Raw genomic sequence first — 26,323 nt, forward strand, 5'->3', positions numbered from 1 at the left:
ACCGCTCGGGCCTTGAACTCCTCGTCGTACTTCTTCGGCATGATGCGAACAACCTTCCCTCGAAAGAAGGTGTGCATCAAACACGGGGTGGTTCAGGGTTCAGTTGCACGCTTTCTGCGCGCTCAATACTGGCCCGAGGAACCGCTCCACGATCTCACGTTCTGTGCCAGGATCGCTTGCCGGCCAGTGCCACAGCGCAAGCACTGCGCGCACGAACCACTGGGCTGCGGCCTCGTCGCGACGATCTGAGCCGATCAGGCTTGTCGCGATTCCGGTGACGATCGGCGAGGTCTCGATCCATCGCCGGGTCTTCGGATCGGATGACCGGAGCAGTTGTTGGATGACATGTTCCGCGCGAAGATGGTGCAGGCCCGCGCTGATGGCGACGACGATCCGCTCATGTCCTGTCAAATCCAAGATCGCGTCGTCGACGGCGGTCACGATGCGCGACGACAGCCTCGCGATGACCGCTTCGCGAATCGCGGCTTTCCCACCCGCGTGACGGTAGATCGTCGCTGGCGAACAGTGGACCGCGGCGGCGAGTTCGTCGATAGAGAAAGCATCGAAGCCGCGGCGACCAATCAAACTCGCGGCCGCCTGGAGAATCCTTTCGGTTGCAGCGGCCGCTCTGGGCTGATCGAGTAGCCAGTCGTTACTTGTCACCTCGAAGGCTTTCCGATGCTCAACACCCCTGGTCAGGTGGCGCGGCATTCTCAAAATGAGAATTCATACACGCTTCCCACCCACGGATATTAGCATGTCACAGCGCTATCGTGAGAATTATGGCACGCCAGCGGCAGGCGATGTCCTCTCAACTTTTACCCCTCCATTGACGCGGTAGAGCGTGGTTGGCCAGCCTTGATTCCATGACGTACTGCGCAGCGCGCCCGAGCACCAACCTCGAACTTAGCGGGGCCACCGATGAGTAGGTTGCGCTCGGAGAGCGCGGTGCGGCAGATCGGGGGACCGGTGATGGGGGCTATCGGAATGAACCTTGCTGCGGCCGTGCGGGTCCGGCGCCGTGGCTATGCAGGATGGACCGGCGCGGTCAACACCGATTACGATCCGCTCGATCCAGCGACCGCGGCGCAGCCATTCGATGCTTATCGTGCGCTGCACGCCGGAGGGCGAGTGCACTACAACCCCAAACGTGCGACCTGGATTCTGAGCCGACACGAAGACATCCGAGCAGCCTTACGCGACACCGAGGCGATCACAAGCAGGCAAGGCGTCACCCGGATGAAGATCTCGGCACCGATCCTGGTGCTCACCGACGGCGATGACCACACCCGGCTGCGCAAACAAGTACAACCTGGATTCACCAAGGGAGCCATGAGCGACTGGCAGGGGATGGCAGAGCAACTCGCCAAAGAGCTCGTCGCCGACATAGTCGCCAACCCCGGTTGCGACGTGATGGAGCACCTCGCCATGCCTTTGCCCATCCGAATGATCGCGCACATTATCGGCATTCCACCCGAAGATGTCGACAATTTCCGATCGTGGTCCAAAGACGGTGTCGGGGTGATCAATGCTGCCGTCACCCCCATCGGTCTGCGCCACGGGTTCAGGGGGGTTCGGGCGATCGCGGCACTGCGCCGGTACTTCAAGGATCAGTTGGCCTCCGGCAGGCTTAAGGGGGCGGATACCGTCCTGGGCCGGCTCGTCGAGAACAACGAGGACGGCAAGCTCTCCGACGACGAGCTCTTTTTCATCGCGATGCTACTGCTGTTCGCTGGGAACGAAACCACCACCAATCTCATCGGCGGTATGTTCGACACTCTCGCCCACGCCCCCGATCAGTTCGCCATGATCCGAGACCATCCCGACTTGATCCCCAGCGCCGTCGAGGAACAGCTGCGGTACTCGACACCCATCCAAAATCTGTATCGCTACGCCCGCACCGACTACAGAGTCGGCGTGGTGACCATCCCCAGCGGGTCGCGGCTTTTGCTGGCATTCGGCGCCGCCAACCGCGACCCTGAGGTCTTCGAGGACCCCGACACCTACCGCGCTGAGCGAAACCCCCGCAACCACATCGCTTTCGGCTACGGAGCTCACATGTGCATCGGAGCAACCCTCACTCGCATAGAGGGCCAGGCGGTGCTCCGTGAACTCACGTCCCAAGCCTCGGCCATCACGGCGGCCGGTTCGACCACCTGGTCCACCAACAGCTCACTTCGTGGCCCCACCCACCTGCCGATTCGACTGACACCTGCCTGATGAACGGGGATCGGGCTGCCGTCGGGTCGTCGTGGCGGCCCGGGGACTGTGGATTTAACGGTGTTTCCGGCCGGACACGCTGAGCGATGCTCGGCGAGAAAGGTCGCCGTGATGACGACACTGGACGATGTGGCGAAGAAGACGGCGGTTGAGCGGTCCGCGGAGCAGAAGGCTGCGATCGAGCTGGTCCGGCTGGCCCAGGAGCAGGGCCTACTGACCGGGCCCGATGGGTTGCTCAAACAGCTCACCAAAACGGTCCTGGAGACCGCGCTGAACGAGGTGAATCGCCCTGGAAATGCTGGAGGCTCCTGACCTTGGAAACGAGGATGGAGCCATGCCGAAGGAACAGTCGCCCGGGACGCCGACGACACGCAGGTACACCCCGGAGGAGAAGGCATCCGCGGTGCGGATGGTCCGGGCCCTGCGGGCGGAGTTGGGCACCGATCACGGAACCGTGCAGCGGGTGGCCCGCCAACTTGGGTACGGCATCAAGTCGGTGCGCTCATGGGTACGTCAGCCTATGCGCACGATCTGGTGGAGTCCGCGCTGTCGATGGCAGTGGCGCTGTGCGGGACGCTGCCCGGGCAGGTCCTATTTCACGCAGGCCGGGGCACCCGGTACGCCTCCGGGCAACTCGCCCGGTTCGCCCGACGCCACGAGATGGCCCAATCAGTCGGCCGAACCGGGGGTGTGTTCGGACAACGCTGAGGCCGAATCCTTCTGTAGCACAATTAAATCAGAGTTCTAACACCGGTACTACTGGCCGGCGAAGAATGCTGCTAGGCTCGCGGCTGGCGACTGGATCGAACGGGTCTGCAACCGCCGACGGGGCACTCGAAACTCGGCATGATCAGTCCAGTCGAGTTCGAACACCGCCACAATCAGACGGCACAAGCCGCCTGACCGGTGTCCACCATCCAGGGGCAATCTCAGGTTGAGCGTTTCGCGTTTGGCTCTAGCCAGCAGGGCGGGACCGCTTTGCCCGAAACCTGGCTGCAGTCAATCTCGTTGCCGGGACTCGTCGCCATGCAGAAAAGGGAGTGACGCCGCATTCGACGAGGTCCGACCGGCGTCGATGCCTAATATGATGCAGCGGCCGAGGAATTCGGAGACAGCGGTTATGAAGACGTCGTTGTCGTCACCGGCGATCATGTGGCCAGCGCCTGACACGTCAACGGTTTCGGCGTGGGGGACCAGTTCAGTGAACTCGTCTACGGTGCTCTGAGACACGACGTCGGACAAGAGTCCGCGCACGAGGAGCGTCGGTGCCGTGACGCGTCGGGCGCCGTCGATCAGCAGGTGACTGATCGCGTCGAATTGCTCGGTCCCGCCTGTCGATTCGTCGAGGAGGAAGTCGAAGGCGGAGTGGATGAACGCTGGGTCCCAACGCCAAATCCAGCGGCCGTCATCGCGTTGCCGTAAGACTTTGTGTAAGCCATCGACATTTTCAGGCCGCGCCCGATGCGGGTTGTAGGCGGCGATGACCTCCGCGGCGTCGTCGAGGCTGCCGAAGCCCTCGGGGTGGGCCGACATGAACGACACGACGCGCTGCGCACCCTGGAACTCCAACCGCGGGGTGACGTCTACCAGCACGACCGCAGCCCATAGTTCCGGAGGGGCGAGCAGGTGCGCACCAAGAATCGTCATGCCCCCTAGGGAAGCACCGGCTACTGCGGGTGGCTCGTCGGCGCTGAAGTGATCTCTGACGGCGATCAGGTCGGATGCCAGTCGGTCGACGTCGTATCGGCCTGCCGGATCCCAGTCACTGTCACCGTGGCCGCGGGCATCGTACGTGACCACGGAGTACCCATAGGAATGGAGGCGACGCGCAGACGTGCTCCACGCGTGGCGGTTCTGGCCGCCGCCGTGCAAGAGAATTACCATAGGACGTACGGCATCGTGGCGGTAGTACTCCGCGGCCAGCGTGATGCCATCGGTGGTTTGGACGCGATGCTGAGCGACCGAGATCATGACACGGTTACGGCAACGCCGAAGTTCAACTGCCGCGCGCGATTGGCGACGGATATGATCACTGCCGGCTGACGATCGTCACGGTGCCTTGGGCGGCGCAGACGGCCTTGTCGCCATTGGTGATGTCGATCCGTGCCACCCCGCTACGCTTGCCCAGGGATACGATGTGGGCGACGGCGACGCACACGCCACTGGACACGGGCCTGAGCAAGTTGAGCTTGAACTCCGTGGTGGCCACCCAGGATCCCGACTCGATGACGGGGTAGAACACGACCCCTAGGCAATGGTCGACCATTGCGGTCAAACATCCGCCGTGCAGGTTGCCAAACGGTGTCAGCAGTTCCTCGCGAGTTTCCATCTCGGCGACCAGTCGGCCGGCAGTGAGTTCGATGTGCCGGAAGTCCAGAAATGTCGACAGACCGCCAGCAGTGTTCGCCGATCTGAGCATCTGCTCGGCGATCTGCTCATCGAAGTGCACGAATTTCACGTTCTGCATCGCGTGTCGTTTCCTACCCTCGTAATCACTGGCACCATCCGTGCCGTAGTGGCCCGCCCGCATGTGAGGACTCGTTCACTACTTTACGTTACCCGGCGGTGTCGAGAGTGCCATACAGCATGCCGCCGTACATCAGGTGCGCTCCGGGCTGATGCGCCCAGAACCTTACCGTGGGCCTTTGCGGTCGAAAGTTGTTGGCTGACAAGCTCTGACCTGCGACTGACCGGCTAGCATCAATTGTCGAAGGGGTGGCTGTGCTGCGCGTGCAGTACATTCTTCTGCATCTTGCCGTGCCCGTGCGCGGTATCGCGCTGGTGAACAGCACGGCCTTTGGCACCTTGAACCCCGAGAGCCGAGTTCGCGCCGCGGCGATCAGGTCCTTCTCGTCGAGCACCACGCGTGACTTGGGCGTCACGATGGCGGCGACCGCCTCCGACCAACGCTCATGGGGGAGTCCGACCACCACCTCTTGGAGCCGCGGCTCGACCTCATGGAGCGCCTTATCCACCTCTATGGACGCGATGTTCTCACCACCGGACTTGATCAGTTCCTTTTTGCGGTCGGCGAAACTGAGCAGCCCGTCGGCGTCTAGGTGTCCCACATCGCCGGAGTGAAACCAGCCATGCGCGAACGCCTCGGCCGTGGCGTCCGGGTTACGCAGGTACCCCTCCATGGCGTGCGGGCCGCGGTAAACGATCTCGCCGGTCTCCCCGGTCGGCAGGAGATGGCCGGCGTCGTTCATATCCCCGACCGGGACGTCGGGCACGGGCAGATCCACCGATCCGGCGTGGCTGAGCTGGCCGCTGGCCAGCGCGAGGTCGTCACCACGCTTGTAATCAGCCGCGAGCAGCGCGTGGGAGAGTCGGTTGACCTCCTCGTTCAACCCGCGGTAAGTCATCCGCCGATCACCGTCGATCACGGCTTCGTGGCGGGGTCGGTGCCACGCGGCCCGAGTCTGCATGTCCCGGAATTGACCCGGTTGGCGATGTTGGTAGCGAGGGGGTGATCCGTCGTCACCGTGCTCCTCTCGCAGTCTGCGCTTCGGGCACTCAGGCGGGGACGAACCGAACCATGCCAATGTCGCCAATGCGCTCGAACGCCGCGCGCACTGCCATTCCCGCCACCACCGTGGCCGGGTCGCAATTCTCGACGGTTGAGAGCATCTGTGGGCCCTCGGCGAGGCGGACCACGACGACCGGGTAGGGCGCCGACCGGGGCAGCTCGTTCCACGGGGGGCGGCTGACGATCGCGGCGACGAGGACGGTCGCGTTGCCAGACATGTCGGTCCACTTCAGCTCGGCCGAGTGGCAGCCAGGACAGAACGGACGCGGATAGTGGAACAGCAGTCTGCACGCGGTGCACTCGCGCACGGCGAGCCGACCCTGGGCGGCGGCCTCATAGTGGCCGCGGTTGACCTCGTCGATGCGGGGGAGTACCTCGGGATCGGCTAGCCCGTCCAAGAAAGTGGTGGTCATGATCCCTCCAAGATGACGGTGACGTGACTGCAAAGCATGGATCCGTAGGCGTGGACGACGGCGAGGTCGGCGCGGTCGACCTGGATGCCGGCAGCGCGGCCGGTCATCTGTTGGTATGCCTCGAGTATTCCGCAGATGCCCGACGCGGTTCCGGAGTGCCCGAAGCGTAGTAGCCCGCCGTTTGTGTTCACCGGGAGTCGACCGCCGGGGCGGGTGGAGCCGTCGCGGTACAGGTCGACGGCCTTGCCACGGTCGGCGAGGCCGAGTTCCTCGAGCAGCATCAGCGGGTTGGAGCTGAAGGCATCGTAGAGCTGCGCGAGCTGAATGTCGGCGGGTGTGACCCCCGCCTGGGCGAAGGCGGCCGCGCCCGAGCGGACCGCGCCAGTTCGCGACAGATCTGGCATCGAGGTGAGGAACCCGTGAGTATGTCCTTCCCCGATTCCTACCACGTTGACTGGTCGATGCGGGAGGCTAGACGCCAGTTCCGGCGAGACGATGATCATGGCTCCGCCACCCTCGCAGGGGATGGAACAATCGAGGTAACCGAACGGGCCGGCAATGTGCCGTGCGTCCAGCACCTGCTCGACGGTGAAGCTTCCGGCGTCGGTGCCGATTGCGGTGGGATGAGGGAGCGCCCATTCTTGCTGGGCCACGACGGCCTCCGCAAGCACCTCGCGACCTTGTCCTACCTCGTCGAGCCATGATTGCGCGATCAACCCGTAGAGGGTGGGGATCGAAGGTGCGTAGGGGAGCTCATAGTCCGGATGGCAGGTCATCGTCATCAAACGCCTGCCGATGTCGCGGATCGGTGGAAACACCCCTGCCGACACGCACAGGACTGCCGAGCACTGACCGGACTGGATCGCCCGCGTCGCGACGCCGAGCATGGCGAGGTGACTTCCGCCGCCCAATTGGACACCGAGTTGCAACCCGAGCTGATGGAACCCGAGCGAGTCCTGGATCTCCTCGGACAGGAACGTGTGCTCGATCGACTCGCCCATCATCGAGCCCACGCAGATTAGGCCGTCAATGTCGGAGGCCTGCATCCCTGCATCGCGCAGGGCGGCAACGGCCGACTCGAGATGCAGATCCAAGAAGGGGCGGTCGAGGCGGCCGGGGGTGACCTCCGCGAATCCGGCGAGTGTGGCGAGTGGTGCTGGCATGTGACCAGACGTTAGCAGTCACTAACATTCGTGGCTAGCGAATGTGTCTAGACGCGTCCGCCATGGTGCTGCTCGCCTGCTTCGTACTGCTGACGCGGAAGAGAGCAGACCTCACACACAAATGCTCGCAGCGTCTCACGTCGGAGGCCGAACCATGGGCGCAGAAGGACGTTCGCAGTGTTGCAGGCGCATCGGGGGCATGGACGCCTTCGGAAACGGTGCCGCTCAGCTCTTGTGGGACCAGAGCGCACCTATCCCCTCGCGAGCTGCAGCGTCGCCTCGCTGGGCACGCACGGCCCTTCCTCGCTGGAGACCATGAGCTCCAGGTCGACCAGGCCCGCGCCGTCCACCTCGCGCTTGCCCACGACGCGGCCCGTGAGGGTTGCGACCTGACCGGGGTAGATCGACCTGATCATCGAGATCTTGCGTCGGCGCAGCAGTGCGTCGGGACCGGCCCAGTCGCCGAGCCCGCGATCGATGAAGCCGTGGAAGAACAATGTCGACAAGTAAATCGTTTGCTGGCCCTGGCTTTTGGCGTACTCGGGGTCGTGGTGGCCGGGAAACCAGTCCCACGTGGACGCCGCGTTCATGCAGATCCGTTTGTAGGTAACGGGGATCGAGACGGTGGTGATCTCGTCGCCGACCTCGACGTCGTCGAAACGTAGTCCGGTTGCTGGGTCGTAGCTCATTGCTGCTCCTCGATCCGATCCCCGTCGTCGCCGGTGATGTCATACCGGAACAGCACGTTGGTGTTGCGCGCGATCACCTCGCCGTGCTGGTCGCCGAATGTGGTCAGCGAGGTGATGAAGACGCCCATGCCGAGTCGGGTCGTCTTCTCTGGCGAGATCGAGATGATCTCCTCGACGATCGACACGTGGTCGCCGATTCGTGGCCGACGCTCCAGCTCGGTGGTGGTAGAGGCGTTGATGATGTGGTGACCAGGCAGGGGCACGCTGAATGCGAAAAGCGAGTCGTCGCGGCGTAGGTGCTCGGGGGTCCATTGGGGATTGAAGCCGAGGGTCATCAGCAAACCCGGCGGGCACTCGTCACCTTCCCAGTAACGCGGATTCGCATCTTCCACGAGCGAACAATAATAGAGCACCAAAGAGCGGTCGATTGGAAACCAAGCCTGTCTGGGCTCCGAGGTTCGACCGACCCATGCTCGGCCCTGTTCAAGGGTTCCGAAAGCCATTCCGAGGCCCGTGAGATCGTTGGCGGCAGTACTCAAGGTCACCCTTTCCTTCGGTGGTGTGGTCCGGTTGCGAACCGAACCCGATGCTCCCGATGCTCGGCACCTCGCCGGATCGGAGGGACTGTTCGAGCCCGACCTGGCGGACCCTCGGTTGTCTTCCTGGGACTCACTACCGAATGTGTGAAACCATCGGGGGGGTAGGCCATTTGGACGTTCAAGACCTGCCCGAGCGTACCTCACTATGTGCGTGTGCCGGGCGGGTTCGCGCCCGCATTTCGGCGACTGGACAGACTGGAGGGGCAACTGGACAGACTGGAGGCCAGTACGCGTTGGCTCGGGAACCGCGCAGCTTTCGCCACGGCGGCGTCGGCGTGGTTCTGCGGTCGGGGCCGCCGTGCTGGAGCGTCGCGGTCTCGCCCGCGGCGCTGGGGCGTCGGGAATTCTTCGACGGCTAACTCGCTCGAGCGACCTCGGGGGAGATGTGCTCGGACGAGCTCAGGGCACTCGATCGGCACGGCGTACTGCTAGGTTTGACGATTATCGCCACCCATGGGGACACGACGCCGACGCCTTTTCGGTGGGTATCGTGTCGAGCAGATTGCCCGTTCCGACGCGCCGCTCGACGTAGGCCCGGGTATCTGGGTCTTTGAGCGAGCGTAGCTGCTCCTCGAACACCTCGGCGTCAGCGTTGATGACGAACGAGACGTAGACGAACACCCCTGTGACTAGCTTGACGTCGGTGAAGTCGCGACGAGCAATGCGTCCGGGGTGGTCATGCGGAACTGGCGATCCACCAGATCGGGTGCCCGCTCGGGCCCAGGTCGCTGATCGTTGTGCGTATCGACTTCTGCCGACGCACAGATCGGCGACGGGACTCCGCAGATTCAGAAGCTGGTCATCGCCCGCCATCTCATCGGCTGACCGCGCAAGACGGGCCGCGTCAGGTTTTGCTAGAAGTCCGCTCGCCGGGGGCGCCCACGTACTCTGCACCGACTTGCAACAGCGCTGAGGTCGTCAGCGCAGGACGACGCCGCCCTGGACGCCGGTGAAGCGCTTTCTCAGCTCGGTCTTGAGGAGCTTGCCGGTGGCGTTGCGGGGCAGCTCGTCCGTAAGGTGCACCTCGCGCGGACATTTGAAGTGAGCCAACCGGTCGCGGCACCAGGCGATGAGTTCGTCGGCGCCGGGTTCCCTCTCGGCGGCTGGATCGGCCACCACAACGGCTACGACGCGCTCGCCCCACTTGGCGTCCGGGCCGCCCACTATCGCGGCGTCCAGCACACCAGGGTGACGGAAGAGCACCTGCTCCACTTCGATGGGGTAGACGTTCTCCCCGCCCGAGATGATCATGTCCTTCTTGCGATCGACCAGCGTGATGTAGCCGTCGGCGTCGATGCGACCGAGGTCGCCGGTGTGAAACCAGCCGCCCCGGAAGGCCTCCGCGGTGGCCGACGGCATCATCCAGTACCCCATGAACACGTTGGGCCCGCGCACCAAGAGTTCGCCGACGGTGTCGACCGATACGTCCCGGTCGTCGTCGTCCACGATTCGGGCGTCGACGTGCATGGCGACCCGGCCGATCGAGCCGGCCCGCGTCGTGACGCTGGCGGCATCCAGGACCGAGACCATGGGTGCGGTTTCGGTCATTCCGAATCCCTCCGTGAAGCTGACGCCGCGCTGCTGCATGAAGTCGATGACTGTCAGCGGCACCGGTGAGCCGCCGCCCATGGCAAAACGCAATGCCGAGAGATCGTAGGAGTCGAAATCAGGAACCTGCGTCAGGGCCGACCACATCGCCGGCACCATGAATTGGATGGTGGCCCGACTCTCGGCCATTGCCGTGAGTGTGCTTACCGGATCGAATGACGGGAGGATCACGCTCGTACCTCCGACGTAGAGCAATGGCAACGTGTGCACGCCAAGTCCGCCGATGTGGAACATCGGAGCGACGGCCACCGTGACGTCGCTGCCGTGCACACCCGTGTCGGCGCCCATCACGTTGATGGCGTTCCACTGCAGGTTGTCGTGAGTGAGGATGGCGCCCTTCGGACGCCCGGTAGTCCCCGAGGTATACATGATGAACGCAGGGTCGCGGCCGCCAACGTCACCGTCGAGAGGTTCCGGGGTGCCGCTGGCGAGTAGGTCGGGGTAGGCAATCTCGCCGGCCGCCGCCGCGCCTCCGACTCGGACGGTGTGGCGAACCCGAACACCCGGCTCGGCTTGCGCACCGATCGCTGATGCCGCGAGGGGGTCGTGGAAGACGAAAACGTCGGCGCCCGAGTCGGCGAGGATGTAGCCGACCTCCTGACCGGCGAGACGAACGTTGATCGGGACCATGATTGCGCCGATCTTCGCGCTGCCGACGAGGATCTCGACGAACTCGACCGAATTCATCAGAAGTGCGGCTACCCGGTCTCCCTTGCGGACGCCGAGACGCAACAGGCTAGAAGCCACCTGATTCGTGCGGCGTTCGAGGTCCGAGAAGGTGAAGCGGGTGTCACCTTGGACCAACGCCGTACGCTGCCCATTCAGGAAGGCACGTTTGGCGACCCACTGGCCGATACCGCGATCCATTAAGTCTTCCTCCTTTGGCCGCATCGGCGGCTCTTTGCATCGAGAGTTACCAAGCGAACCAGATTCTGAGACCGTGACCCAGTCCGTGCCATGTCCGCCGGGGCGGACCAAGACCCATCAGTAGGACCGCGGCAGTTTCAAGCTGTGCTGCGCCACGTAGTTGAGGATCATCTCTCGGCTAATTGGCGCGGTGCGCATCAGACGAGCAGGGCCCCAGAGGGTGGCCAGCCCATACTCGGTAGCCATCCCATTGCCGCCGTGGGTCTGAATTGCCTGATCGAGGGCCAGGATGCCGGCCTCGGCTGCTGCGTACTTGGCCATGTTCGACGCCTCGCCCGATCCTGGGTCGCCGGCGTCGTGCAGCGACGCCGCCCGTTGGGTCATCAGGCGGGCCAGTTCCAGCTGGATCTTGGCATGTGCCAGCGGGTGTGACACGCCTTGGTGTGAACCAATCGCGACGTCCCAAACCTTGCGATCGCGCGCATAGGCAGAGGCCTTGTCCAGCGCATAACGGCCGATGCCGTTGCCCAGGGCAGCGCCCATGATGCGTTCGGGGTTCAGGCCCATGAAAACCTGACGCAAGCCGTCGTTCTCGGTGCCAATCAAGTTCTCGGCCGGCACCCGTACGTCGTCGAAGAACAGAGTGAACTGCTTTTCCGGCGTCACGGCCTGCACCGGAATGATGGTCTTGGTCAGCCCGGGCGCATCGGTCGGAACGACGAAGAGGCTCAGCCGTCCCCGGCCGCGGTCGTCGGTCTCGGTCCGGGCGACGACCAGGATGGCCTCTGCCTCGTCGACGCCGGAAATGTAGTACTTCGTGCCGTTGAGCAGCCACTCCCCGCCGACGCGCTTGGCGTGGGTGGAGATGTTGTGAGAGTTCGAGCCTGCATCCGGTTCGGTGATCGCGAACGACATGATGACCTCGCCGCTGGCGATCCCGGGCAGCCAGCGCGACTTGAGTTCGTCGCTGCCGAAAGCCTGGATGATTGTGCCGCAGATGGTGGGTGAGACCACTGTCATCAGTAGCGGACAACCTGCTGCGGCGAGCTCCTCACCAACGATCTGCATGTCGTAGATGCCGCCGCCGCCGCCGCCGTACTCCTCGGTGATGTTCACCCCGAGAAAACCTTGCTTGCCGACGGCCTGCCAGAGTTCGGTGCTCTTCTCCCCACCGAGAGACTTGGCCACGTAGTACTCGTGCCCGAAGTCCTTGGCGATCTCGGACACGGCCTTGCGGAGCGCTTGCCGTTCCTCGGTCTCGTGCAGTTCCATTTTCGCTCCTCACTTCGCAGGCACCCGCAGCCAGGGTCGGCGACGGGTGGGTGTTCATCCTCTTGGTTCCCTGGCGTAATCGTCGGCAGCGCCGACCACGGCGAGAGGGTCGCCGGTGGAAACCTGTTGACCCACCTCGACCGACAACTCCTCGACGACTCCGTCGATCGGGCTGGCGATGGTGTGCTCCATCTTCATCGCCTCCAGCACGACCAGGGCCTGTCCGGCAGTAACGGTGTCTCCTGCGGAAACGGGCAGCCGGATGACCGACCCCGGCATGGGCGCCATCAGCGAGCCTGCTGGCTTCAGCGTGCTCGGGTCGAGGAACCGCGGAACCATTGTGAACGTCGAGGACCCAGCAGGACTGTCGACGTAGGCGATGTCGCCGTCGAGGACGACGTCGTATCCACGTCGCAGTCCACCGGTCTCCAAGACCACCCGTTCGGGCCCTTGCGCGAGCACGGTGACGCCGTCGATACGCTTGCCATCGATTTCAACCTCGACGCCGGCGCGCAGCAGCGCATAGCTCACCCACCGCTCGCGTCCGTCGGCGGTCGCCCATCCGGTGGCCTGCAGTTGGGACGGATTGTTGCGCCACCCCGCAGGCAGCGTCGGCTGGACGGGGGCCGCGTCGCGGCGCGCTGCGACCTGAGCAAGCGTTGCCGCGACGGCGTGCAAGCCCTCTCCATCGCCGTCGATGAGGGCTGCGCCGAGTTCGGCTACATCATGGCGATCGAGGAACCCGGTGTCGGTGCCGCGCCCAGCGAACTCGTGGTGTCGCAGAACGCGGACCAGCAGATCGCGGTTGGTGGTGAGTCCGTGGATCCGGGCATCGGCGAGCGCAGCGGACAGCGTGCCGAGCGCTTCAGCGCGAGTGGGCGCCCATGCGATCACCTTCGCCATCATCGCGTCGTAATGGTGGCTGACCAGCGAGCCGTCTCGCACGCCGGAGTCCACGCGAACCCCGGCGTAGCTGGGGATCTGCATGGTGCGCAGTGTCCCGGTCTGCGGCAGATAATCCATCGTGGGGTCTTCGGCGTACAGCCGGGCCTCGACCGCGTGGCCGGTAATCTGCGGATCGCTCACCTCGGCGGGCAATGGCCGACCCATCGCCACCAGCAACTGCAGGCGCACGAGGTCAAGTCCGGTGATGAGTTCGGTGACCGGGTGCTCGACCTGCAACCGGGTATTCATTTCCAGGAAGGCGAACGTGCCGTCGTCATCACCGCCGTTCGCGTCGAGGACGAACTCGACGGTTCCGGCGCCGACGTAGCCCACGGCCCGTGCCGCAGCGACCGCCGCCGCACCCATCCGTGTGCGCAGCTCATCGCCGACCACGGGGGAGGGGGCTTCTTCGATGACCTTCTGGTGACGACGCTGCACCGAGCATTCCCGTTCGAACAGCGAGACCACGGTGCCGTGCATGTCGGCCATCACCTGGATTTCGACGTGGCGAGGGCGCTGCACGTACTTCTCGAGGAACACCGTGCCGTCGGCGAATGCCGACTTCGCCTCGCGGGACGCCGAAACAACGGCTCCGTCGAGCTCGTCGGCCGATGCGACGACGCGCATACCGCGCCCGCCGCCCCCCGCGCTCGCCTTGACCAGCAGCGGATAGCCGATGTCAGCCCCGAGCTTCCGTAGCTCCTCGCCGGCCAAGTCGGTGGCATCGCCGCCCGGGAGGACCGGCACGCCGGCGTCAGACATCATCGCCTTGGCCCTCAGCTTCGAACCCATGGCGTCGATGGCATCCGGCGGCGGGCCGACGAACGCGAGTTTTGCCTGGGCGCAGGCCCGCGCGAATCTTGCGTTCTCCGAGAGGAATCCATAACCGGGGTGGACGGCGTCGGCACCGGTGAGGTGAGCCGCGGCGATGATCCGGTCACCGTCGAGGTAGGTCTCCGCGGGCGAGGAACCCGGTAGCCGAACGGCCTCGTCCGCATCGGCGACGTGCCAGGCATCGGCGTCCGCGTCGGAGTACACGGCGACGGTGGCGATACCGAGGTCTCGGCAGGTGCGGAATACGCGCCGGGCGATCTCTCCCCGGTTGGCCACGAGCAGCTTCTTGATCACGGGCATCGCCATTACATCCGGAACACGCCGTAGCCACGCTGGCCACGGATCTCTTCGTTGTGCACCACGGACAAGCAGAAGCCGAGAACGGTGCGGGTGTCACGAGGATCGATGATCCCGTCGTCGTAGAGCCTGCCGCTGTTGGCCAGTGCGACTGACTCCTGTTCGATCTGGGTTTCGACCGCAGCGCGCATCTGGGCGTCGGCGTCTTCGTCGAACGGGAGACCACGGTCAGCGGCCGACTCGCGGGCCACGATCGACAACACGCCGGCGAGTTGAGCCGGCCCCATGACGGCGGAGCGCGAATTGGGCCAAGCGAACAGGAAGCGGGGCGAGTAGGACCGTCCGCACATGCCGTAGTTGCCCGCACCGTAGGACGCGCCCATCACGATCGTCAAGTGCGGGACCGTGCTGTTCGAGACGGCATTGATCATCTTGGCGCCGTCCTTGATGATGCCGCCCTGCTCGTACTCCGCGCCCACCATGTAACCGGTGGTGTTTTGAAGGAACACCAACGGCGTGTCGATCTGGTTGGCCAGCTGAATGAACTGGGCCGCTTTCTCGGCTTCCTCGCTGAAGAGGATGCCGCGAGCGTTCGCCAGGATTCCCACCGGATATCCGTGTATCGAGGCCCAGCCGGTGACCAGAGAGGTTCCGTAGAGCGGCTTGAATTCGTCGAACGCCGATCCGTCCACGATGCGGGCGAGGACGTCGCGAGGGTCGAAGGGAACCTTCGGGTCCACCGAGGCGATCCCGAGGAGTTCGTCGGGATCCCGCAGCGGGGCGTTCGGCGGCTGGGTTGGACCCGGGCCCCGCTTGCGCCAGTTCAGCCTTGCCATGATGCGCCGCCCGATCCGGATGGCGTCCTGCTCGTCTTCGGCCAAGTAGTCGGCCAACCCGGAGGTACGGGCGTGCATGTCAGCGCCGCCGAGCGACTCGTCGTCGGACACTTCGCCCGTAGCCATCTTCACCAGCGGCGGACCGCCGAGGAAGACCTTGGACCTGTTGCGGACCATCACCACGTAGTCACAGGTGCCGGGGATGTACGCGCCGCCTGCCGTGGAGTTGCCGAATACCAGCGCGAGCGTCGGCAGCCCAAGTGCACTGTGATGGGTCAGATCGTGGAACAACTGGCCGCCGGGCACGAAGATCTCAGCCTGCGTGGGCAGGTCCGCCCCGCCCGACTCGACGACGTTGATGATGGGCAACCGGTTCTCGCGGGCCACCGCCATGCCCCGGAACACCTTGCGGAAGGTGTAGGGGTTGGAGGCGCCGCCTCGAACGGTCGGGTCATGGGCGATGATCATCGACTCCACACCCTCGACGATGCCGATGCCCACCACGACACTGCCGCCGACGGGAAACTTCGTGCCCCACGCCGCAAACGGGCACATCTCCAGAAAGGCGGTATCGGGGTCGATGAGTAGTTCGACGCGCTCGCGAGCCAGCATCTTGCCTCGCTTGCGGTGCCGCGCAACGTATTTCTCCCCGCCGCCACCGTTGGCTAGTAAGAGTTGAGCAGCGATCGCAGCCAGTTGCGCGGTGAGTCCCTCGCGATTCTCGAGGTATTCCGGCGCGCGGGTGTCGACTCGGTCGGGCAGGACGTCAACCAACTTTTCCTCCAGGTGACATCGACGTCGATCTCATAACAGGCTACGTTAGCGGCTAGTAACATCCAATGACAATGGGGCCGGCGCGAAGCAAGGTGCGCGACCTTCCCCGAACGCTTGATGGCAGGAGCGCCCTCATGACCATGATCAAGACGGATGCGCGGGAAGCCGGTTACGCCGCGATGGATCCGTGGACGACGCCGGAGCGTATCTCGTTGCGTGACCTGGCCACGTCGTTCACCCGAAAGGAAATCGTCCCGCACCTGGAAGCATGGGAGGACGCCGGTGAGTTGCCCCGCGATCTGCACCGCCGCGCAGCCGCCGTGGGCTTGTTGGGCATCGGTTTCGCGGAGGAGGTCGGTGGCTCCGGGGGCGACCTACGCGACCTGGTCTTGCTCACCGAGGCCGTGATGGAGGCGGGCGGCTCGTCCGGGGTCCTGGCTAGCCTGCTCACGCACAACATTGCCCTTCCGCACATGGCGGCACACGGCGACCCCGAGCAGATCCGCAAGTTCGTGGCGCCGACACTCGCAGGCGAGAAGATCGGCAGCCTCGGCATCACCGAGCCTGACACGGGTTCCGACGTCGCCGGTATCCGGACCACCGCTCGGCTCGACGGTGACCAGTACGTGGTCAACGGCGCGAAGCTCTTCATCACCTCGGCGGTTCGGGCCGATTTCGTCACCACCGCCGTGCGTACGGGCGGACCGGGGGCTTCGGGAATCTCATTGCTGGTCGTAGAGCGCGGTAGCGAGGGTTTTGCGGTCTCACGCACCCTCAAGAAGATGGGGTGGCTGTGCTCCGACACCGCCGAACTCAGTTTCTCGGACGTACGGGTGCCGGTAGCCAACCTCGTTGGCCCAGAAGGCAGCGGCTTCCTGCAAATCATGCAGCAGTTCCAAATAGAGCGTGCCTTCATCGCCGTGCAGTGCTATGCGACCGCGCAGCGCTGCCTCGACCTGACACTGGAGTGGGTCAAGCAGCGCGAAACCTTCGGCCGTCCGCTCTCCACCCGTCAGGTGGTGCGGCACAAGATCGTCGACATGGCCACCGCCGTGGACGTGGCGCGCACCTACACGCGGGCCGCCGTTGACCGCATCATCGCGGGTGACACCGACGTTCGGATGGTCTCGATGGCAAAGAACCAGGCCGTGGAAGCCTGTGCCCTTGCCGTCGATACAGCTGTGCAGCTCTACGGAGGAATGGGCTACCTACGCGAGACCGAGGTCGAACGCCACTACCGCGACTCGCGAATCCTGGGGATCGGCGGCGGCACCACCGAGATCATGAAGGAGATCATCGCGAAGCGGATCGGCCTCTGAGCCATCCGCGACAACCTCCGACCCGGACCTGTTTGGGCCTCCGGCATGTTCTATGGCGACGAAGTCTCACCCGATCCTGACGTTTGGTCCCTCATGAATATGCCGATCCCGTCCCGTCCTGTCACCTCTCGTCGAAGGTCGGGGCGCGTCGTTCGGTGAAGGCGCGGAAACCCTCGCGTCCGTCGGCAGTGTCAAAGAGGTCCGCGACCGCGTTGCGTTCGTATTGAATTCCCTCAGCCGTCGACAGATGGCGCGTCTGCTGCAGGAGGGACTTCGTGACCGACGCGACTCGTGCTGCGCCTGTAGCCAGTTGCTCGGCGATGCCACCCGCCGTTTCGAGCAGGGTGTCGGTGCAGGAGAGTCGGTTCACCAGGCCGAGGGCGTGGGCCCGCTCGCCGTCGATGACGTTGCCCAGCATCAGCATCTCGGTGGACACCCCGACGGGGATGAGTCGCGGTAATCGCTGCGTACCACCCGCGCCTGGGAGCACGCCGAGTTTGGCCTCGGGAAGCCCGAGCGTGGCGTCGGGTGTCGCGACCCTCAGGTCGCACGCCATGGCCAGCTCGAGGCCGCCGCCCAGCGCACTGCCGTGGATGGCGGCGATCACGGGCAGCGGGCTGGCGACAAGGACGTCGAGTGCGTCGGTGAAACCACGGAGGAACGCCGCGAAGGCCTCACGGCCACTGAAGGTTTGAATCTCAGCAATGTCGGCGCCCGCGCAGAACACTCGGCCGGAGCCATGCACGATCACAGCACGCACCGAGGTTTGCGACTCCAGGGTGCGTATCGCGGCGGCGAGATCTGTGTAGGTCTGCGTGCCGATGGCATTGAGGCGGTCGGCGCCGTCCAGTTCGAGCCGGGCCACCGCGCCGTCGACGCGAATGGCGATCTTAGTGGACATGGGGTCGGTCGACCTTGCCGGAATCGAGGGTCGGACCCAGGTTGGTGAAGTCGGGCGCACGCTTCTCTCGGTGTGCGGCCAGGCCTTCCCGGACTTCCGGACCGCCGAAGCCGATGAACTCCAAGCCGAGGGACGCTTCGAAGGACGGACCGAAGACCCGGAACCATTGGTTGAGACTGTGTTTGGTCCAGCGGATCGCTGTTGGTGCCCCCGCGGCGAGGTTTGTCGCGATCCTACTCGCCTCGGTGAGGACGTCGTCGTCGTCGACGCACTTGGACACGAGGCCGATGCGCTCGGCTTCCTCGCCGCTCAACGTCTCGCACGTGAGCAGGTAGTACTTGGCCTTGGCCATACCCGCCATCAGCGGCCAGCAGATGGCGGCGTGGTCCCCGGCGGCCACGCCGAGGCGGGTATGGCCGTCGATGATCTTCGCGGTGCGCCCGACCACCGAGATGTCGGCGAGGATTGCGACGACCAGGCCGGCACCAACGGCTGGGCCACGGACTGCGGAGATGACTGGCTTGCTGAAACTCACCATGTTCATCACCAGATCGCGTGCCTCGCGCATGATTTGGACCCGACTGGTGTAGTCGTTGATCATACCGTCGAGCAGGTCGAAGTTACCGCCGGAGGAGAACGCCGTGCCTTCGCCGCGGACGAGTACGGCTCGTACGCTGTCGTCCCTGTCGATCGTGGGCCACATGTCGGCGAGGTCGCGGTGCATCTGGGGGTTGACGGAGTTCAACCCCGGCGCGTCCAACACGATGTGCAGTACACCGTCGTCGGTGGGTTCGAAGCGCAAGCTCGGAAAGTCGTCGTAGTTCGTCATGAATGCCCCTTTGCATCGTTGAGAACGGAGGTTCACTCCACGGGTGGAGTGCGGGCCTCGGACTAGTACTCCGAGGCTTCCATCATCGCGTCCTGGAATGGTAACGGACGCACACCGGCCGCCTAATCGGACCGTGGTGGGACGTCTCCACGGCGCTGGTTGGGTTCGATGTTTCATTCTCCCCATGCCGAGAGACCCAGGCCATGCGTCACCGGGGCTGCTGCGCCCGATGGGCAGGCGCAGGAGTGGGCTTGCTCACCGGTAGTCGGCCAACCTGATCTCATTGAAGGACATCAAAATTCACGCGGTACCGAGACGTCCCTGACCAACCTCTAGCGCCAAGTTCGTACCGATTGGGATAGTTGTCCTGCGGTCGTGGTTTGGGCGGCCGGAGACCTCGGCCGCGCGCCGACACATGGACCATCGAGCGGGCGGCGATTCCACCTCGCGGCGCCGGGACTTGGGACATCGCGGACGCCGTGCTACCCTCGCGCCAGGTCGACGGGGACGCCAAAGATGCCCCGCCAGAGACGATTTCAGTCGTTACCCTCGATGAAGTCCGCGCCGCGAATGAGCCGAACCGGGGTGTACGTCAGAACCTCGTCGTCGCGCTGGTTGCGGACGCTGACAGTCGCGGTGACGACGCCGCGACCCGGTTTGCTCGACGGGCGCGACTTCGTGACGGTGCAGATGGCGAGAAGCGTGTCGCCGACGTACACGGGTCGCTTGACCGACAGTTCCATGTGCATGAAGGCCAGGCCCGTGCCGTTGAGGAAGTTGGTCTGGACGATCAAACCCTCTGCGATGCAGTAGATCAGAGCGCCGGGGACCAGCCTGCCTCGGTATCCACCGGCGGCGGCATGCGACGCGTCGTAGAACAGCGGTTCGTTGAACCCGCCGAGGTTGATGAACGTCGCGAGGTCGGATTCGGTGACGGTGCGCTTCGCGGTCTTGAAGTAGAACCCTGCCGTCATTTCTTCCCACGTTCTGCCGCGAACTAGCGGTTCGACGTCGGCGCTAGATAGGTGGGCTGAGGTCATGAGAGGCCTTTCGTCGAGTCGCTGACACTGTTGATGGGGAGATTATTCGGTGGTGCCCGTCCGCAAGGCGTCCTTCGTCGAGCGGTGTGCTTGGACCAGCAAAATCTATTGTTCCGTACACGAAGTGAACGGGTAGTTGTGTTCCGCGAGCGCGCTGTGACAATATCGAAGATGTGTCACAAAAGGAGACGTTGACAGTGGAAGTGATTTAACCCGTGATCATTTCGCCGCGCACTCCGGTTGTCGTCGGAGTCGGAGATCTGACACATCGCGGCGAAGGTATCGCCGATCCCATCGATTTGGCGTCAGAGGCCGCCCGTCGGGCACTGCATGATGCCGGGGCCGCGATCGGATATCGGATCGACACCGTGGCCGCGCCCGGCATTTTGCTCATTCCGCGCGACAACCCGGCGTCGAGAATTGCCGAAGCCACCGGGCTGACTCCAAAGCATCGCATCAGTTGTCCGGTCGGCGGAAACACGCCCCAGTATCTGGTCGAGAAACTGGGCAATCGCATTTGGCGCGGTGACAGCGACGCCGCGTTGATAGTCGGGGCAGAGAGCGGCGCGTCAGCGCGCCGGATCACCTCGAGTGACGCGCTGCCGGAGCCGAAGGCCTCTGCATCACGCGACGAATCGTTGGGCGACGCGCGCCCGGGACTTAGCGAATCGGAGATGCGCGCCGGGTTGCACTGGCCGCACGAGGTGTATCCCATCTTCGAGTCGGCGATGGCGGCACAAGCTGGCAGAACCTTCGACGAGCAACGCCGCTGGTTGGGCAGTTTGATGGCTCCGTTCACATTCGAGGCCTCACGACATCCAGAACAGTCCTGGTTTCCCCGCGCCCGCAGCGCCGATGAGCTCAGTGCGGTCTCACCGGCCAATCGAATGGTGTGCGAGCCATACCCGAAGCTGCTCAACAGCATCATCGCCGTCGACATGGCGGCCGCCTTCGTCCTCGTGGCCGCCGAAGTCGCCGAAGAACTCGGAGTGCCGCGTGACCGGTGGGTCTTTCCCTGGTCGGCGGCCACCTGCAATGACGTGTACTACCCGGTGCAGCGTCCTGATCTGGGCCGATCCGCGGGAATCAAAGCCGCTGGCGGCGCAGTGCTCGCTGCCAGCGGACTCTCCATCGACGACGTCACATGGTTCGACTTCTACTCCTGCTTTCCTTCCGCGGTCGAGGCGGCGATCGATGCCCTTGATCTCGACACGGCGGACGCCCGCGGATTCACGGTGACGGGCGGATTGCCCTACCACGGGGGACCGGGCAACAACTACGTCAGCCATTCGATCGCGGAAATGGTACGACGCTGCCGAAGCGAGCCGGATGCCGTCGGACTCCTGTCCGGGCTTGGTTGGTACATCACCAAGCACTCATTGGGTCTGTGGTCGGCAACGCCGCCGCCAACCGGATGGCAGACACCGAACATGGTCCAGGCGCAGACTGCAATCGACGCCACGTCGCTTGCGGTCGCCCCGCTCGCCGACGCTACTGGAAGGGCCACGATAGACGGGTACACGGTGGTCCACGACCGCGATCAAGGACCGTCCTGGGTGCCGGTGTTCGCACGCTTGCCCGACGGCCGCCGAGTCGCGGCGCGCAACGAAGATCCAGAGGTGGCAAAGGCAATGTCAAAGGAAATGATGGTCGGGCACTCGATCACCGTTCGCGGCGGGGACGAACATGTCGAGTTCGAACTGTCATGAACGCCGACGCGCTTGTTCTGACCAAGCCGCACACCCTCGAGCGGCGTAACCTCGCGGTGCCCCGCGTCGATGACGAGTCCGGGCTTCTTCGGATTGAGGCGTGCGGTCTCTGCGGCACGGACCACGAACAGTTTGGCGGACACCTGCCGGCCGACTACGCCTTCATCCCCGGACACGAAGTGGTCGGCGTCATCGAGGAGATTGGCGACGCTGCTCAAACGCGTTGGGGCGTGTCTCCGGGTCAGCGAGTCGCGGTCGAGGTCTTTCGATCTTGCCGAGAGTGCGACGAGTGCCGCCATGGCGAATATCGCAGGTGCGTGCGCAACGGGCTGGCGACGATGTTTGGCTTCGTCAACGTAGACATCGCGCCTGGGCTGTGGGGAGGTTATGCAACCCACCTCCACTTGCCGTTCGATTCCATGCTCTTGCCCATCCCTGACGGACTCGATCCGATCCTCGCGACCTTGTTCAACCCACTTGGCGCAGGAATCAAGTGGGCAGTCACGTTGCCTGAGACCCAGCCGGGCGACGTCGTCGTCGTCCTAGGGCCAGGAATCCGGGGGATCTGCGCGGCCGTGGCTGCGAAGGAGGCCGGCGCGAAGTTCGTCGCGATGACCGGCCTCGGTCCTCGCGACCGGCCTCGGCTGGCCGCAGCACGCAATTTCGGCGTTGACCTGACTATCGACGTCACCCTGGATGACCCCGTGCAGGCCCTGCAACGGGCCACGGGCCGCCTCGCTGACGTGGTCGTCGACGTGACGGCGAAGGCGCCGGGCGCTTTTGCAGACGCTGTCGCACTTGCGCAGCCCGGCGGACGCGTGGTCGTTGCCGGCACCCGCGGCGGCGGCGGCGCACCGGGCTTCGAGCCGGACCTCCTCGTCTTCAAGGAGTTGCGCGTCTTTGGTTCGCTGGGGGTCGACTACCCCGCCTACCGGAGCGCCATCGAATTACTGGTCTCGGGGCGCTGGCCCTTTGCTCAGTTGTCGAGAGAAGTCACGGGATTCGCGGGCTTGCCGCGGTTACTCGACGTCCTTGCCGGAGCCGAACCCGAGCATTCTCCCGCCTTGCACAATGTCTTTGTGCCCACTGTTTGACAGCGTCCAACCGAAAGGATCCACTGTGAGCAAGGGAAATCGGATCGAAATGCTCGAGCTGGCGGACGCGCGCCAACGCGCCACCGAATGCGGAATTCCGGAGGGTATGGCCGAATTGTCGGTATTCCGTATCGCCCTTCATCAACCCGGCGTGGCAGTTGCCTTGAACGGAATGCTGGAGGCATTGCTGTGGAAGGGCGTGCTGGATGCGCGGTTGCGAGAGTTGATCATCATGCGGATCGGCTGGGTCACTGGCTCGGTCTATGAATGGACACAGCACTGGAGGGTTGCCCGGTTACTCGACGTACCCGAAGATGACCTGCTCGCGGTGCAGGACTGGCAAAACGCCACCCACTTCGGCGAAGTTGAGCGGGCGGTACTGGCGGCGACCGACGAGACCCTGCGCGACGGCACGATCTCGGATGAGACCTGGACTGCCTGCCAGCGTGCATTGCATGGGGACGAAGCGGTGCTCGTCGAGCTCGTCGCCGCGATCGGAAATTGGCGGCTGTTCTCCGCCCTGCTGCGGTCCTTGGATGTTCCGCTTGAAGATGGCATCGACGCGTGGCCCCCGGAAGGTGCTCGACCTCCCACTGGCTAGGCCATGTCGACTGGTGCGGGGCTCAGGACGTCGCGTCAGGCGGTCAGCGCGTTTGCCAACATTGGGCCGGACGGGACGGGTTCATGGCAGGTGGACCCGCAGTGCACGATTCATAGATGCTTGGCGTCGGTCGTGAAGTTTTTCAGTAGGCGCTTGGCGGCCCAGTCCATTCGGGCTCGGGTTTGCGTTGCGGACGCCCGGCCGCCGACGAATGCCACCATATTGGCTAGCCAAATGTCGGCGATGACCCCGGCGACTCGTCGGTCCGTGGCACTTGGGTGGCCGCCGCACAGGGTGCAGGCCAGCAGGTGTTCGATGGCCACTGCCGCTTCATTCACGGCAGTTGCGGAGGTGCTGTCCATGACGAAGGCCTTCGTCATGGCTTCGGTGAGCAGCGGGTCGCGCTGCCAGCGCTCATGCAGATAACCGGTGAGCCGTTCGAGTCGTTGTTGAGGTGAACCAGCGGTGGTGGTCCAATCGCGGACGCCGCGCAGACGGTGGAACTGACGAGTCAGCGCGGATGCGAGCAGGTGGTTCTTGGAGGCGAAGTAGCGGTAGAGCGTGCCTACGGCGATGCCTGCGCGCTCAGCGACCGTCCGCATCTGCACGGCTCCGTAGCCACCCTCCGCGGCCAGGACCAGTACCGCGTCCAGAATCGCATTGCGCCGATGAAGCGCGAGGCCGGAACCGACGCTAGCCGCCCGAAGAGGTGAAGACAGGTTCCTCGTCGGCATCGTATTCGTCGGTACCGGCAGCTCGGAGGAGGTCGGGGTGCTCATGGCACGGCTTCGCCGTTGACGGCCTCGCGTCGTGCGAGCTGCTCGAAGAGTCCCGCGAACCCGGTCATGTCGCCGTGGGCGGCGAAGTGGTCGGCGGTGACCACGATGAACGTGGCCTGCGCGGTGAATCGGGTGGTACCGTCGGCGTCAACACCATGGGCGCTGACGTACAAGGCGCGCCCGTCGCGTGCGGTGACCTTGGCAGTTATGCGGTGGGGCTGGCCGAGCGGTACCGGCAAGAGATACTCGACAGTCAAGCTGCGCGTCACCGCGGGTGTGCCGGCGATCCATTGCGTGAACGCCAAGACGTCGTCACACGCCGCGGCGACCGCGCCGCCATGGGCCAGGCCCGGCGCTCCGACGTGACGCTCGGTGAAGGTTGCGTCGGCGTACACCATGTCCGCCCACCGGTAGACCTCGAGTTTCATCCCATGCGGATTGCTCGGGCCGCAGCCCATGCAGGTCAAGGTATGAGGGGGCAGCAGCTCGGCCCCGATGGCCGCGCAGCCGGGCACATCGTGCCGAGGTTGATCAGAATTAGACATCACGACACTCCAGTACTAATAGTTTCGCCGCGCTACCTTGAGTATCGTACGGGCTGCATCGTGGGACTTCGAACCGAGCTGCCGCAATCGAACTCGTCGGAGTGAGCGTGACCTGACGCGCCCCAGAGGCCGCGTTTCGTAGTGACGTCTACGGAAGCCACTTGATGGTCGACCGTGCACGGGGCACGGATCCGAACGAAACGTCTCCTGCCCGTGAAGCCGAAATGTTAATCTAGGGTAACGTTCGGACGCAGTGCGCCATGGGGTGTCCCGTTGTACGCCCGCACCGGTGCGGTGAGGAGGAAGCGCAATGTATCTCACTCAGGGCTTGCACAGGGCGTTGCAACAACATCCCGACCGTCTCGCCACCGTCGACGGGGACCGGACATGTACCTATGCCCGGTCTGCGCAGCGGATTGCGAAGTTGGCGAGCGCTTTACACTCGGTTGGTGTAAACCCGGGAGATCGCGTCGGGATGCTTGCGCTCAACTCTGACCGTTACCATGAGTACCTGTTGGCGGTACCGTGGGCTGACGCCGTTCTGAATCCGATCAACATCCGGTGGAGCCCAGTAGAGATCGGCTACGCCCTTCGTGACTCGCAAACCGACGTTCTGTTCGTCGATGACGCCTTCAGTCCAGCCGTCCCGGCGCTGCGTGCGTCGTATCCTGGGCTGCATACCGTCGTCCATTGCGGGAACTCTCCTACACCGGAGGGGATGTACTCCTACGAGGACCTCATTACAGCCGGCGATGTCATCGACGACGTGCGCCGCAGTGGCGATCAGTTGGCGGGGGTCTTCTATACCGGTGGCACCACGGGGCTACCCAAGGGCGTGATGCTCAGCCATGCCAACTTGATGACCTCCGTCTTGGGAATGCTCAGTGTGGGAAGCTTTCTCAGTTCAGAGGGTCGATTGCTTCACGTCGCCCCGTTGTTCCACCTCGCGGACTTGGCCGCCTGGGCTGGGCAGACCGCCCTCGGTGGAACACACGTCATGCTCTCGACCTTCGATCCGACCGCGATCCTTCAGACCATCGAGCGCCAGCAAGTCACCGATGCACTCCTGGTGCCGACCATGTTGCAGATGGTCGTCGACCATCCCGCCGTCGGAGACTACGACCTTGCCAGCCTCCAGAACGTGATGTACGGGGCGTCGCCAATTTCTGAGGCGGTGCTGTCGCGTGCCATGAAGACCATGAGCTCGGCGCGGTTCATGCAGGGTTATGGCATGACGGAACTATCTCCGCTGGCCACGGTCCTGCGTCCTGAGGACCACGATCATCCGGACCTATTGCGTTCGGCTGGTCGCGCTGCGCCCTGTGCCGAAGTGAAGATCTTCGACGCCGACGATCGGGAGCTGCCGGGTCTGCTGCACCATTAGGTGACAGTTTCGGTCACGCGGCCTGACTGGCCGGTGTGGTCATGATTGCTTCGTATTCGATCGGGGTCAACCGGCC

25 protein-coding genes and 2 pseudogenes are annotated in these 26,323 nt (G+C 64.3%); 9 read left to right on the plus strand and 18 right to left on the minus strand.

What is annotated here, in order from left to right; all coding sequences use genetic code 11:
- Positions 1–99: 99 nt before the first annotated feature.
- On the minus strand, positions 100–711 hold the full coding sequence (locus ABZ195_RS28045; RefSeq protein ID WP_355223155.1) for a helix-turn-helix domain-containing protein: 612 nt from the start codon (positions 709–711) through the stop codon (positions 100–102).
- A 210-nt stretch (positions 712–921) separates the two neighbouring features.
- Here ABZ195_RS28045 and ABZ195_RS28050 point away from each other — a divergent pair, with 210 nt between their 5' ends.
- The 4 genes and pseudogenes from ABZ195_RS28050 to ABZ195_RS28065 all read left to right on the plus strand — a co-directional run bounded on the left by ABZ195_RS28050 (position 922) and on the right by ABZ195_RS28065 (position 2,928).
- Complete coding sequence (locus ABZ195_RS28050) at positions 922–2,220, plus strand: cytochrome P450 (RefSeq protein WP_355223156.1); 1,299 nt, start codon at positions 922–924, stop codon at positions 2,218–2,220.
- A gap of 111 nt (positions 2,221–2,331) precedes the next feature.
- Positions 2,332–2,499 (plus strand): annotated as a pseudogene (locus tag ABZ195_RS28055) (IS256 family transposase); the annotation flags it as partial.
- 55 nt (positions 2,500–2,554) lie between these two features.
- Positions 2,555–2,737, plus strand: a pseudogene (locus tag ABZ195_RS28060) (IS3 family transposase); the annotation flags it as partial.
- Positions 2,725–2,928, plus strand: a complete 204-nt coding sequence (locus ABZ195_RS28065) for a hypothetical protein (protein ID WP_355223179.1) — start codon at positions 2,725–2,727, stop codon at positions 2,926–2,928. The pseudogene ABZ195_RS28060 and the gene ABZ195_RS28065, both read left to right, overlap by 13 nt.
- 291 nt (positions 2,929–3,219) lie before the next feature.
- On the opposite strand, the gene ABZ195_RS28070 is transcribed toward ABZ195_RS28065, so the two are convergent.
- From ABZ195_RS28070 to ABZ195_RS28125, 12 genes are all read right to left on the minus strand, one after another.
- Positions 3,220–4,191 (minus strand): alpha/beta hydrolase, encoded by a 972-nt coding sequence (locus ABZ195_RS28070; protein WP_355223157.1) that lies wholly within the window; start codon positions 4,189–4,191, stop codon positions 3,220–3,222.
- Positions 4,192–4,249: 58 nt separating this feature from the next.
- Positions 4,250–4,678, minus strand: a complete 429-nt coding sequence (locus ABZ195_RS28075; protein ID WP_355223176.1) for a PaaI family thioesterase — start codon at positions 4,676–4,678, stop codon at positions 4,250–4,252.
- 97 nt (positions 4,679–4,775) lie between these two features.
- A complete protein-coding gene (locus ABZ195_RS28080; protein ID WP_355223158.1) occupies positions 4,776–5,648 on the minus strand; it encodes an AMP-binding protein in 873 nt (290 codons plus the stop codon).
- A gap of 88 nt (positions 5,649–5,736) precedes the next feature.
- Positions 5,737–6,162 (minus strand): OB-fold domain-containing protein, encoded by a 426-nt coding sequence (locus ABZ195_RS28085; protein ID WP_355223159.1) that lies wholly within the window; start codon positions 6,160–6,162, stop codon positions 5,737–5,739.
- Positions 6,159–7,325, minus strand: coding sequence for a thiolase family protein (locus ABZ195_RS28090; RefSeq protein ID WP_355223160.1), 1,167 nt, complete (start codon positions 7,323–7,325; stop codon positions 6,159–6,161). Before ABZ195_RS28090 ends, ABZ195_RS28085 begins: the two co-directional genes overlap by 4 nt.
- A gap of 251 nt (positions 7,326–7,576) precedes the next feature.
- Positions 7,577–8,014, minus strand: coding sequence for a MaoC/PaaZ C-terminal domain-containing protein (locus ABZ195_RS28095; protein ID WP_355223161.1), 438 nt, complete (start codon positions 8,012–8,014; stop codon positions 7,577–7,579).
- Positions 8,011–8,517, minus strand: coding sequence for a MaoC family dehydratase N-terminal domain-containing protein (locus ABZ195_RS28100; RefSeq protein WP_355223177.1), 507 nt, complete (start codon positions 8,515–8,517; stop codon positions 8,011–8,013). Before ABZ195_RS28100 ends, ABZ195_RS28095 begins: the two co-directional genes overlap by 4 nt.
- A 537-nt stretch (positions 8,518–9,054) precedes the next feature.
- The gene (locus tag ABZ195_RS28105) at positions 9,055–9,234 is read right to left on the minus strand and encodes a hypothetical protein (RefSeq protein ID WP_355223162.1); all 180 of its coding nucleotides are present in this window, start codon (positions 9,232–9,234) and stop codon (positions 9,055–9,057) included.
- Between the two features lie 297 nt (positions 9,235–9,531).
- Positions 9,532–11,088 (minus strand): long-chain fatty acid--CoA ligase, encoded by a 1,557-nt coding sequence (locus tag ABZ195_RS28110; protein WP_355223163.1) that lies wholly within the window; start codon positions 11,086–11,088, stop codon positions 9,532–9,534.
- A gap of 117 nt (positions 11,089–11,205) precedes the next feature.
- Positions 11,206–12,360 (minus strand): acyl-CoA dehydrogenase family protein, encoded by a 1,155-nt coding sequence (locus ABZ195_RS28115; RefSeq protein WP_355223164.1) that lies wholly within the window; start codon positions 12,358–12,360, stop codon positions 11,206–11,208.
- A 54-nt stretch (positions 12,361–12,414) separates the two neighbouring features.
- Entirely contained in the window at positions 12,415–14,439 is a 2,025-nt protein-coding gene (locus ABZ195_RS28120) for a biotin carboxylase N-terminal domain-containing protein (protein ID WP_355223165.1), read from the minus strand.
- A gap of 5 nt (positions 14,440–14,444) precedes the next feature.
- The gene (locus ABZ195_RS28125; RefSeq protein WP_355223166.1) at positions 14,445–16,046 is read right to left on the minus strand and encodes a carboxyl transferase domain-containing protein; all 1,602 of its coding nucleotides are present in this window, start codon (positions 16,044–16,046) and stop codon (positions 14,445–14,447) included.
- Between the two features lie 140 nt (positions 16,047–16,186).
- On the opposite strand from ABZ195_RS28125, the gene ABZ195_RS28130 reads away from it, so the two are divergent.
- A complete protein-coding gene (locus ABZ195_RS28130; protein WP_355223178.1) occupies positions 16,187–17,365 on the plus strand; it encodes an acyl-CoA dehydrogenase family protein in 1,179 nt (392 codons plus the stop codon).
- Between the two features lie 121 nt (positions 17,366–17,486).
- Here the strand turns inward: ABZ195_RS28130 and ABZ195_RS28135 are convergent, their stop codons facing one another.
- The 3 genes from ABZ195_RS28135 to ABZ195_RS28145 form a co-directional block, all read right to left on the minus strand.
- On the minus strand, positions 17,487–18,266 hold the full coding sequence (locus tag ABZ195_RS28135) for an enoyl-CoA hydratase-related protein (protein ID WP_355223167.1): 780 nt from the start codon (positions 18,264–18,266) through the stop codon (positions 17,487–17,489).
- Positions 18,256–19,095 (minus strand): enoyl-CoA hydratase/isomerase family protein, encoded by an 840-nt coding sequence (locus tag ABZ195_RS28140; protein WP_355223168.1) that lies wholly within the window; start codon positions 19,093–19,095, stop codon positions 18,256–18,258. Before ABZ195_RS28140 ends, ABZ195_RS28135 begins: the two co-directional genes overlap by 11 nt.
- Before the next feature lie 536 nt (positions 19,096–19,631).
- The gene (locus ABZ195_RS28145; RefSeq protein ID WP_355223169.1) at positions 19,632–20,069 is read right to left on the minus strand and encodes a MaoC family dehydratase N-terminal domain-containing protein; all 438 of its coding nucleotides are present in this window, start codon (positions 20,067–20,069) and stop codon (positions 19,632–19,634) included.
- Positions 20,070–20,350: 281 nt separating this feature from the next.
- On the opposite strand from ABZ195_RS28145, the gene ABZ195_RS28150 reads away from it, so the two are divergent.
- The 3 genes from ABZ195_RS28150 to ABZ195_RS28160 are packed head-to-tail and all read left to right on the plus strand — an operon-like array spanning position 20,351 to position 23,539.
- On the plus strand, positions 20,351–21,844 hold the full coding sequence (locus ABZ195_RS28150) for an acetyl-CoA acetyltransferase (RefSeq protein ID WP_355223170.1): 1,494 nt from the start codon (positions 20,351–20,353) through the stop codon (positions 21,842–21,844).
- On the plus strand, positions 21,841–22,938 hold the full coding sequence (locus tag ABZ195_RS28155) for a medium chain dehydrogenase/reductase family protein (protein WP_355223171.1): 1,098 nt from the start codon (positions 21,841–21,843) through the stop codon (positions 22,936–22,938). The genes ABZ195_RS28150 and ABZ195_RS28155 overlap by 4 nt, the downstream gene beginning before the upstream one ends.
- A 25-nt stretch (positions 22,939–22,963) precedes the next feature.
- Positions 22,964–23,539, plus strand: a complete 576-nt coding sequence (locus ABZ195_RS28160) for a carboxymuconolactone decarboxylase family protein (RefSeq protein ID WP_355223172.1) — start codon at positions 22,964–22,966, stop codon at positions 23,537–23,539.
- A 110-nt stretch (positions 23,540–23,649) separates the two neighbouring features.
- On the opposite strand, the gene ABZ195_RS28165 is transcribed toward ABZ195_RS28160, so the two are convergent.
- Together ABZ195_RS28165 and ABZ195_RS28170 are read right to left on the minus strand one after the other, a co-directional pair.
- Complete coding sequence (locus ABZ195_RS28165) at positions 23,650–24,318, minus strand: TetR family transcriptional regulator (protein ID WP_355223173.1); 669 nt, start codon at positions 24,316–24,318, stop codon at positions 23,650–23,652.
- Complete coding sequence (locus ABZ195_RS28170; RefSeq protein WP_355223174.1) at positions 24,315–24,776, minus strand: PaaI family thioesterase; 462 nt, start codon at positions 24,774–24,776, stop codon at positions 24,315–24,317. The genes ABZ195_RS28165 and ABZ195_RS28170 overlap by 4 nt, the downstream gene beginning before the upstream one ends.
- A 397-nt stretch (positions 24,777–25,173) precedes the next feature.
- Here ABZ195_RS28170 and ABZ195_RS28175 point away from each other — a divergent pair, with 397 nt between their 5' ends.
- Positions 25,174–26,247 carry an AMP-binding protein gene (locus tag ABZ195_RS28175; RefSeq protein WP_355223175.1) on the plus strand — a complete coding sequence of 358 codons (1,074 nt, stop codon included), beginning with the start codon at positions 25,174–25,176 and terminating at the stop codon, positions 26,245–26,247.
- Positions 26,248–26,323 lie beyond the last annotated feature (76 nt).

Origin of the sequence: Mycobacterium sp. NPDC006124, assembly GCF_040614235.1 — a bacterium.
Taxonomy (GTDB): domain Bacteria; phylum Actinomycetota; class Actinomycetes; order Mycobacteriales; family Mycobacteriaceae; genus Mycobacterium.

Excerpts from the sequence above, each read along its gene's own strand:
- ABZ195_RS28045 (WP_355223155.1), bottom strand. The coding sequence starts at position 711 with ATGCCGCGCCACCTGACCAGGGGTGTTGAGCATCGGAAAGCCTTCGAG.
- ABZ195_RS28050 (WP_355223156.1), top strand. The coding sequence starts at position 922 with ATGAGTAGGTTGCGCTCGGAGAGCGCGGTGCGGCAGATCGGGGGACCG.
- ABZ195_RS28065 (WP_355223179.1), top strand. The coding sequence starts at position 2,725 with ATGGGTACGTCAGCCTATGCGCACGATCTGGTGGAGTCCGCGCTGTCG.
- ABZ195_RS28070 (WP_355223157.1), bottom strand. The coding sequence starts at position 4,191 with ATGATCTCGGTCGCTCAGCATCGCGTCCAAACCACCGATGGCATCACG.
- ABZ195_RS28080 (WP_355223158.1), bottom strand. The coding sequence starts at position 5,648 with ATGCAGACTCGGGCCGCGTGGCACCGACCCCGCCACGAAGCCGTGATC.
- ABZ195_RS28085 (WP_355223159.1), bottom strand. The coding sequence starts at position 6,162 with ATGACCACCACTTTCTTGGACGGGCTAGCCGATCCCGAGGTACTCCCC.
- ABZ195_RS28090 (WP_355223160.1), bottom strand. The coding sequence starts at position 7,325 with ATGCCAGCACCACTCGCCACACTCGCCGGATTCGCGGAGGTCACCCCC.
- ABZ195_RS28095 (WP_355223161.1), bottom strand. The coding sequence starts at position 8,014 with ATGAGCTACGACCCAGCAACCGGACTACGTTTCGACGACGTCGAGGTC.
- ABZ195_RS28100 (WP_355223177.1), bottom strand. The coding sequence starts at position 8,517 with ATGGCTTTCGGAACCCTTGAACAGGGCCGAGCATGGGTCGGTCGAACC.
- ABZ195_RS28110 (WP_355223163.1), bottom strand. The coding sequence starts at position 11,088 with ATGGATCGCGGTATCGGCCAGTGGGTCGCCAAACGTGCCTTCCTGAAT.
- ABZ195_RS28115 (WP_355223164.1), bottom strand. The coding sequence starts at position 12,360 with ATGGAACTGCACGAGACCGAGGAACGGCAAGCGCTCCGCAAGGCCGTG.
- ABZ195_RS28120 (WP_355223165.1), bottom strand. The coding sequence starts at position 14,439 with ATGCCCGTGATCAAGAAGCTGCTCGTGGCCAACCGGGGAGAGATCGCC.
- ABZ195_RS28130 (WP_355223178.1), top strand. The coding sequence starts at position 16,187 with ATGATCAAGACGGATGCGCGGGAAGCCGGTTACGCCGCGATGGATCCG.
- ABZ195_RS28135 (WP_355223167.1), bottom strand. The coding sequence starts at position 18,266 with ATGTCCACTAAGATCGCCATTCGCGTCGACGGCGCGGTGGCCCGGCTC.
- ABZ195_RS28140 (WP_355223168.1), bottom strand. The coding sequence starts at position 19,095 with ATGACGAACTACGACGACTTTCCGAGCTTGCGCTTCGAACCCACCGAC.
- ABZ195_RS28145 (WP_355223169.1), bottom strand. The coding sequence starts at position 20,069 with ATGACGGCAGGGTTCTACTTCAAGACCGCGAAGCGCACCGTCACCGAA.
- ABZ195_RS28155 (WP_355223171.1), top strand. The coding sequence starts at position 21,841 with ATGAACGCCGACGCGCTTGTTCTGACCAAGCCGCACACCCTCGAGCGG.
- ABZ195_RS28165 (WP_355223173.1), bottom strand. The coding sequence starts at position 24,318 with ATGAGCACCCCGACCTCCTCCGAGCTGCCGGTACCGACGAATACGATG.
- ABZ195_RS28170 (WP_355223174.1), bottom strand. The coding sequence starts at position 24,776 with ATGGGCTGCGGCCCGAGCAATCCGCATGGGATGAAACTCGAGGTCTAC.
- ABZ195_RS28175 (WP_355223175.1), top strand. The coding sequence starts at position 25,174 with ATGTATCTCACTCAGGGCTTGCACAGGGCGTTGCAACAACATCCCGAC.